At 70.8% G+C, this 6674-nt stretch carries 4 protein-coding genes; 2 read left to right on the top strand and 2 right to left on the bottom strand.

The features are described from left to right. Positions 1-786 (top strand): hypothetical protein (locus AC27IQ_RS17155; RefSeq protein ID WP_487090179.1); only part of this gene is annotated, 786 nt, incomplete at its 5' end. Positions 787-813: 27 nt separating this feature from the next. On the opposite strand, the gene AC27IQ_RS17150 is transcribed toward AC27IQ_RS17155, so the two are convergent. Both AC27IQ_RS17150 and AC27IQ_RS17145 read right to left on the bottom strand, forming a co-directional pair. After that, complete coding sequence (locus AC27IQ_RS17150; RefSeq protein ID WP_487090178.1) at positions 814-3414, bottom strand: ATP-binding protein; 2601 nt, start codon at positions 3412-3414, stop codon at positions 814-816. A gap of 212 nt (positions 3415-3626) precedes the next feature. Further along, entirely contained in the window at positions 3627-4922 is a 1296-nt protein-coding gene (locus AC27IQ_RS17145) for an AsmA family protein (RefSeq protein ID WP_284430436.1), read from the bottom strand. A 273-nt stretch (positions 4923-5195) separates the two neighbouring features. On the opposite strand from AC27IQ_RS17145, the gene AC27IQ_RS17140 reads away from it, so the two are divergent. Then, complete coding sequence (locus tag AC27IQ_RS17140; RefSeq protein ID WP_487090177.1) at positions 5196-6482, top strand: solute carrier family 23 protein; 1287 nt, start codon at positions 5196-5198, stop codon at positions 6480-6482. Positions 6483-6674 lie beyond the last annotated feature (192 nt).

Here is a 6674-nt window from a genome sequence, read left to right as displayed (position 1 = left end):
GTGGTGGGCAACAAGCTGCGCGTCAAGCTCGAGGCCATCGACAAGCGCCAGAAGCTCGTCGCCGTGAGCGACATCCCGAACCTGCTGGAGGTGAGCAGCACCCACAACAGCCGCGCCGACTCGTGGGCCTTCGTGGTCACGGCCCTGCGCGAGGGCAATGCCAAGCTGGCCATCCAGGTGCAGCAGGGCGCGGGCGCGCCGCTGCTGACGATCACCCCGCCGCTGGTCAGCATCACGATCCGAAAGCCGGTGTCGCTGCCCGATGCCGCCTCCGAGGCAGGCATGCTGATGCGCCTGTTTTTGGCCGAGGCCCCGGCGCCACAGACGTGGCGCGACACCGGCGTGAAGGACATCGAGGACGCCAAGCAGGGCATGCGCATGATGCGGCGCGTGCTCCACAACCGGCTCGCTTCGGGCAAGCCGCAGGACTTCGGCGCTCCCAATGCGCGCAGCCTGACGGACATCGTGCGCGCCAGCGCCCATGGCGTGCAGTTCAAGGGATTCGACCAGTATCCCCGGCTGGGCGGCGGCCAGGAGAAGGTGATCAACGGGGTGCTGGCACTCGTCAACGACGCCACCAACCTGCGCTGGAACACCCAGTACACGGCCTTCTACAACGCAGCGCTCGAGGTGGCGACGGAGGGCCTTGCGCCCGACCCCAGCCCGACCGGCCTCTTCGGCTGGCGCACCGCCGGCTCGGGGGCGCCGTCGCGCGAGTTCAGCGAGTTCAAGACCTCGGGCGGCAACACGTTCTTTACGCACGCCACCCAGCGGGTCCGCCCCTGAAACAAGAGCGCGCGGGGCGCGGGCCGTTCAGCGCTCAATCATCTCCCGCACCTTGGCGGCCAGCGCGCCCACGTCGAAGGGCTTGGTGATCACCTCCATGCCGTATTCCAGCAGGCCGTTGCCCACGGCCGCATTCTCGGCATAGCCGGTGATGAACAGCACCTTGAGGCCGGGGCGCGTCACCCGGGCGGCATCGGCCACCTGGCGGCCGTTCAGGCCGCCGGGCAGCCCCACGTCGGTGAGCAGCAGGTCCACGCGGCGCCCGGACTGCAGCACGTGCAGGCCGGCCGGTCCGTCGCCCACCGAGACGACCCGATAGCCCAGGTTTTCCAGTTCTTCGGCGATGAGCCCGCGGATGATGGACTCGTCCTCGATGACCAGCACCACCTCGCCCTCGCCGCGGTGGCCGTCGATGGCCGGCAGCTCGGGCACCTCGGCATCGGCGTCGCCCAGGTAGCGCGGCAGGTACAGGCACATGGTGGTGCCCTCGCCGGGCACCGAATAGATGCGCACCTGCCCGCCCGACTGGCGCACGAAGCCGTACACCATCGACAGGCCCAGGCCCGTGCCCTGCCCCATGGGCTTGGTGGTGAAGAAGGGGTCGAACGCGCGCGCGGCCACGTCGGGCGCCATGCCTGCGCCGGTATCGGTCACGCACACCGAGATGTACTGGCCCGGCGCCAGCTCGCGTTCGGTGGCGGCGCGGTCGTCCAGCCACTTGTTGGCGGTCTCGATGGTCAGCCGCCCGCCGTGGGGCGACATGGCGTCGCGCGCGTTGATGCACAGGTTGAGCACCGCGTTCTCCAGCTGCGACGGATCGACCCGGGTGAGCCACAGCCCCCCCGCGCCGACGACCTCCACCTCCACGCCCGGGCCCACCGTGCGGCGCACCATCTCCTCGATGCTGCCGATGAGCCGGTTGACGTCCACCGGCTTGGGATCCAGCGTCTGGCGGCGCGAGAAGGCCAGCAGGCGCTGGGTGAGGGACGCGGCGCGGCGCACCGAGGCCTGCGCCATGCCGATGTAGCGCTCGGCGTTGTCGAACTTCTGCAGCGCGATGCGCTTTTCCAGCACCTGCAGGCTGGCGCTCATGGCGCCCAGCAGGTTGTTGAAGTCGTGCGCGATGCCGCCGGTCAGCTGGCCGATGGCCTCCATCTTCTGCGCCTGGCGGTACTTGGCCTCGACCTCCATCAGCTCGTGCGTGCGCTGTGCCACCGCCTGCTCCAGCGACTCGTTGACCTCGCGCAACTGGGCCTCGGTGCGTGCGCGCTCGGCGGCGGTGCGCGTGCGGGCGGCCACCTCGCGCATGAAGGCGATCTCCTCGCCCGTCCACTCGCGCACGTGCTCGTGGTGGGCGAACAGCATGGCCACCAGCTGGCCGTGCTCCACCACCGGCATGTTCATGAAGGCGCGGGCGCACAGGCCCTCCAGCGCCGGGGCCCGATCGCGGGTGCGGGCGTCGCCGCGCACGTCGGCCACGCACACGGATTCGTCGCGCGCCAGGTCGTCCAGGAAGCCGCCGAAATCGGGCAGGTGCAGCACCGGCGCGAGCGGATCGCAGCCGGGCGCCATCCAGTCGTGGTGCACATGCACGGCCTGCGCGGCGGCATCCACCGCGCCATAGCCCGCGCGGCTGACCTTCAGGGTGCGGCCCAGGGTTTCGGCCGCGGCCAGGCAGACGGCGTCCACGCTGTCCAGCGACCGCAGCTGGTCGGAAAACCGTGCCAGCGCCTCGCGCCGCGCCTCGGCCGCCATGCGCTCGGTGATGTCCACGCCCTCCACGAAAATGCCGGTCACCGCGCCAGCGGCATCGCGGATCGGCTGGAAGACGAAGTCCACGTACAGCTCGTGCTCCGGCCCGCCCTGCTCGGCCTGGCGGACGTAGCGGGCGGCATGCGCCGTCAGGGCTTCTCCGCTGCCATAGACCCGGTCCAGCAGCTCGACGTAGCCCTGCGTGGTCGCATCCGGAAGCGCCTGCGCCACGGTCAGGCCCAGCAGCGGCCGATCACCCACGAGCCGCAGGTAACCGGGGTTGGCCAGCACGATGCGGTGCTCGGGGCCCTCCAGCATGGCCATGAAGCTGGGCGACTGCTCGAACAGATGGGCGAAGCGTTCGCGCTCGCCCTTGAGCTGGCGCTCGGCCTGGACCTTGGCGGTGGTGTCCACCACCAGCGCGAGCACGCCCGCGGGGCGTCCGCTCCCGTCGAGCAACGGCGAGTAGTCGAGGTTGATCCACACCGGCTCGGCACGCCCGTTGAGGTTCAGTACGAAGGGCTGGTCGCGGTAGCTCAGGGTGCCGCCGGCCAGGACGGTCTTCACGACGTGGCGGTTGAACTGCTCCGCCTCGGGCCAGGCATCGCCGATGTTGCAGCCCAGGAGCTGCGGATGGCGCTGGCCCGAGAAGGCCGCATAGGCGTCGTTGTAGAGCAGCACGCCGGACTCGCCCCACAGCGTGGCCATGGGCACGGCGGCGTGCAGCATGGTGGAGATGGCCCATTGCATGGGGGCCGGCCAGGCGGCCAGGGGGCCGAGGGGCGTGGCGGCCCAGTCATGGCGGGCGATGCGCTGCGCCATCTCGCCGCCGGAGGCGAGGAACGAAGGGGGGTGGGTGGGGATGCCGCTGGACATGGCACGGTTTCCTATCGATCGAAAGCGACCCGCCCAACACCCGGCGGGGCCGGATTGCGACCCGTCATACGAAAGCTCCTTTTTGCTGTTTTGCTCCTGAATTCATAGCGATATGCCCTAGTATTTATTGCGGTGACCGGCATTTTCAATGGGGTTATCCATGCCGCACCGAAAAAGAAGATCCAGCCCTGGTGGCGGGGTTCCGGGCGCGCTCAGTGGCGCGCAGCCGGGCGTTTGGGGGGCGGCACCTCCGGTTCGTCGCCACCGAAGATGCGGCGCAGGGTCTCACCGATGCGGGCGCCGATGGCCGTGCCGACGCCCGGCGCCACGGCCGTGCCCACGGCCGCCCCGGCCAGCGCGGCCGGCGGAAGGGTCAGCGTGGTGTCGTCCATGGTGCCGCCGAATTCGAGTGGAATGCCCACCACGCCATCCACCAGGTCCACGGCCACGTGGCCGCTCACCCGCCGGTTCTGCAGCACCGCGTCGCCCGTGGCCGTGAGCACGCCGGAGGTCGCCTTGAGGTCGCTGTAGCGCACGATGGTGCCGCCGCGGTCCGCCTCGGTGCGCACCACGCCTTCCAGGCTGTCGAGCTGCGTGGTGCCGCCGCGCTGGGTGCCCACGGTCTTCACGGCCCGCTCCAGGTCGAAGGTGAGCAGGCGGGCGCGAGCCACGGTGAAACGGGTGCGGGTGTGCAGGGCCTGCACCGCCTCGGCCGGGTCGGCGCCTTCGGCGATCAGGTCGGTGTGGCCGCTGGCCTTGCCGGCCACCACGGCGCGGCGCTCGAAGGCGGCCATGACGCCCTCCACATCGACGCCGGTGAAGTCGATGGCACCCGTGACGCGGTAGCGGCCGTTGATCTCCTGCAGGCGCAGGGTGCCCTGCTCGGTGCGCCCGCCGGCGGACACGTCGGCCCGCCAGCGGTCCTCGGTGCCCTCGCGTGCGAGGGCCATGCGCGTGGGCACGGGTGCACCGGTGCGCTCCAGCCAGGCCTGGCGGGGCCGCCATGCGGTGTCGAATTCGGCGCTGCCGGCATAGACGAGCGTGCGGCCGTTGCGGCCGATCCAGCGCACGCCCTGCCAGTCGGCCCGCTCCACCGGGACGGGGGCCAGGGTGAACGGCAGGGAAGACCCGGCGTCGCCATCGGTGGGCCGCACCTGGAACTCCGAGAGCGAGGCCTGGGGAATGGTGGCGTTCTCCAGCTGCAGGTCGGTCAGCGCCAGGCGCCGGTGCAGCAGGTCGCCCCAGCGCACGCCGGCCGACAGGCGCTCGGCGCTCAAGGGGGCTTCCTGTTCGGTGCGCACGTCGCGCAGCTCCACGCGCGGCGAAGGAAACAGAGACCAGTGCAACTGGCCGACCTTGACCGGCACGCCCAGCCGCTCGGTCGCGGCATCGCCCGCGCGGCGGGCCAGCTCGGCCTCGGACGGCCACCAGATCGCCAGGGCGCCCGCGCACGCCATCGCCACGGCAGTGGCGCCCAGGGCAATCCAGCGGAAGCGGTGGCGCGGCATGTGCGTCAGAAAGGTTCGAGAGGGTATGAAGAGCCCAGGCGGGGGGGGCGGGACGGTGCTGCGGTACCGAAGGGCTACGTTATCGCAGGGGCCGGCTGCGGCAGGTCGGCTCTGTCCTACGTGGCTGTGGGCCCAGGGGCCGAAACGCGGTACCCGGTCCTCGGCGGAACGGGCGGGCATTGACCCTAAACTCGCCCACGCGCCACCGGCCGTTCCCCCATCCAGATGGCACCCGCACGCCGCGGTGCCCATACCCTTTCAGGAGACCTTCCCGTGACTTCCCCCTACTTTCCCCGCTGGCGGGTGACCACCGCCGCCCAGGGCGCCGTCGTCGCCCCCGACGAACGCCTGCCCTGGGGGCAGACGGCCGTGATGGGCGTGCAGCACGTGATCGCGATGTTCGGCGCCACGGTGCTCGCGCCCATCCTGATGGGGTTCGATCCCAACGTGGCCATCCTGATGAGCGGGCTGGGCACGCTGATCTTCTTTCTCATCACCGGCGGGCGGGTACCGAGCTACCTGGGCTCCAGCTTCGCCTTCATCGGCGTGGTCGTGGCCGCATCGGGCTACGCCGGCCAGGGCCCCAACGCCAACATGGCCGTGGCGCTGGGCGGCATCGTCGCGTGCGGCCTGGTCTACACCCTGATCGGCGCGCTGGTGCAGGCCATCGGCACCGGCTGGATCGAGCGTTTCATGCCCCCCGTGGTGACCGGTGCGGTGGTGGCGGTGATCGGGCTGAACCTGGCCGGCATTCCCATCAAGAACATGGCGGCCAACAACTTCGAGAGCTGGATGCAGGCGGTCACCTTCGTGTGCGTGGGCCTGGTGGCCGTGCTCACGCGGGGCATGGCGCAGCGCCTGCTGATCCTGCTGGGGCTGATCGCCGCCAGCGGGGTCTATGCCGTGTTCACCAACCTGCTGGGCTGGGGCAAGCCGATCGACCTGTCGGCCCTGGCCTCCGCCCCCTGGCTGGGCCTGCCGCAATTCACGGCGCCGGTGTTCAGCGGCCCGGCCATGCTGCTGATCGCGCCCGTGGCCGTCATCCTGGTGGCCGAGAACCTGGGCCACATCAAGGCCGTGACGGCCATGACGGGCCAGAACCTGGACCGCTACATGGGCCGCGCCTTCATCGGCGACGGCATCGCCACCATGGTGAGCGGCAGCGCGGGCGGCACGGGCGTGACCACCTATGCCGAGAACATCGGCGTGATGGCCGCCACCAAGATCTACTCCACCGCCGTGTTCCTGGTGGCGGGGCTGATCGCGCTGCTGCTGGGCTTCAGCCCGAAGTTCGGCGCGCTGATCCAGGCGATTCCGCTGCCGGTGATGGGCGGCGTCTCCATCGTCGTGTTCGGCCTCATCGCCGTGGCCGGCGCCAAGATCTGGGTGGACAACCGGGTGGACTTCTCGGACAACAAGAACCTCATCGTGGCGGCCATCACGCTCATCATCGGCACGGGGGACTTCACGCTGAAATTCGGCGACTTCGCGCTGGGCGGCATCGGCACCGCCACCTTCGGCGCCATCGGCCTCTACGCGCTGCTGAACCGCCGGCGCTGACCCCTGCCGCAGCGGGCGCCGGGCCGCCGGTGCGGCCTCAGCGCCGCACCAGCGTCCAGACCAGTTCCAGCCCCGCGGCCAGCAGATCGAAGCCTTCGCCCGCGCCGGTCAGCCGTTCCCGCTCCATCTCGCGCCGCTCGCGCGAACGCACGCGCTCCAGGGCCACCAGCGCATCGGCCACGTCGGAGGGCC

This window comes from Acidovorax sp. KPB24-07 (assembly GCF_057543315.1).
This window is presented reverse-complemented; position numbering and strand designations above follow the sequence as displayed.

Excerpts from the sequence above, each read along its gene's own strand:
- AC27IQ_RS17150 (WP_487090178.1), bottom strand. The coding sequence starts at position 3,414 with ATGTCCAGCGGCATCCCCACCCACCCCCCTTCGTTCCTCGCCTCCGGC.
- AC27IQ_RS17145 (WP_284430436.1), bottom strand. The coding sequence starts at position 4,922 with ATGCCGCGCCACCGCTTCCGCTGGATTGCCCTGGGCGCCACTGCCGTG.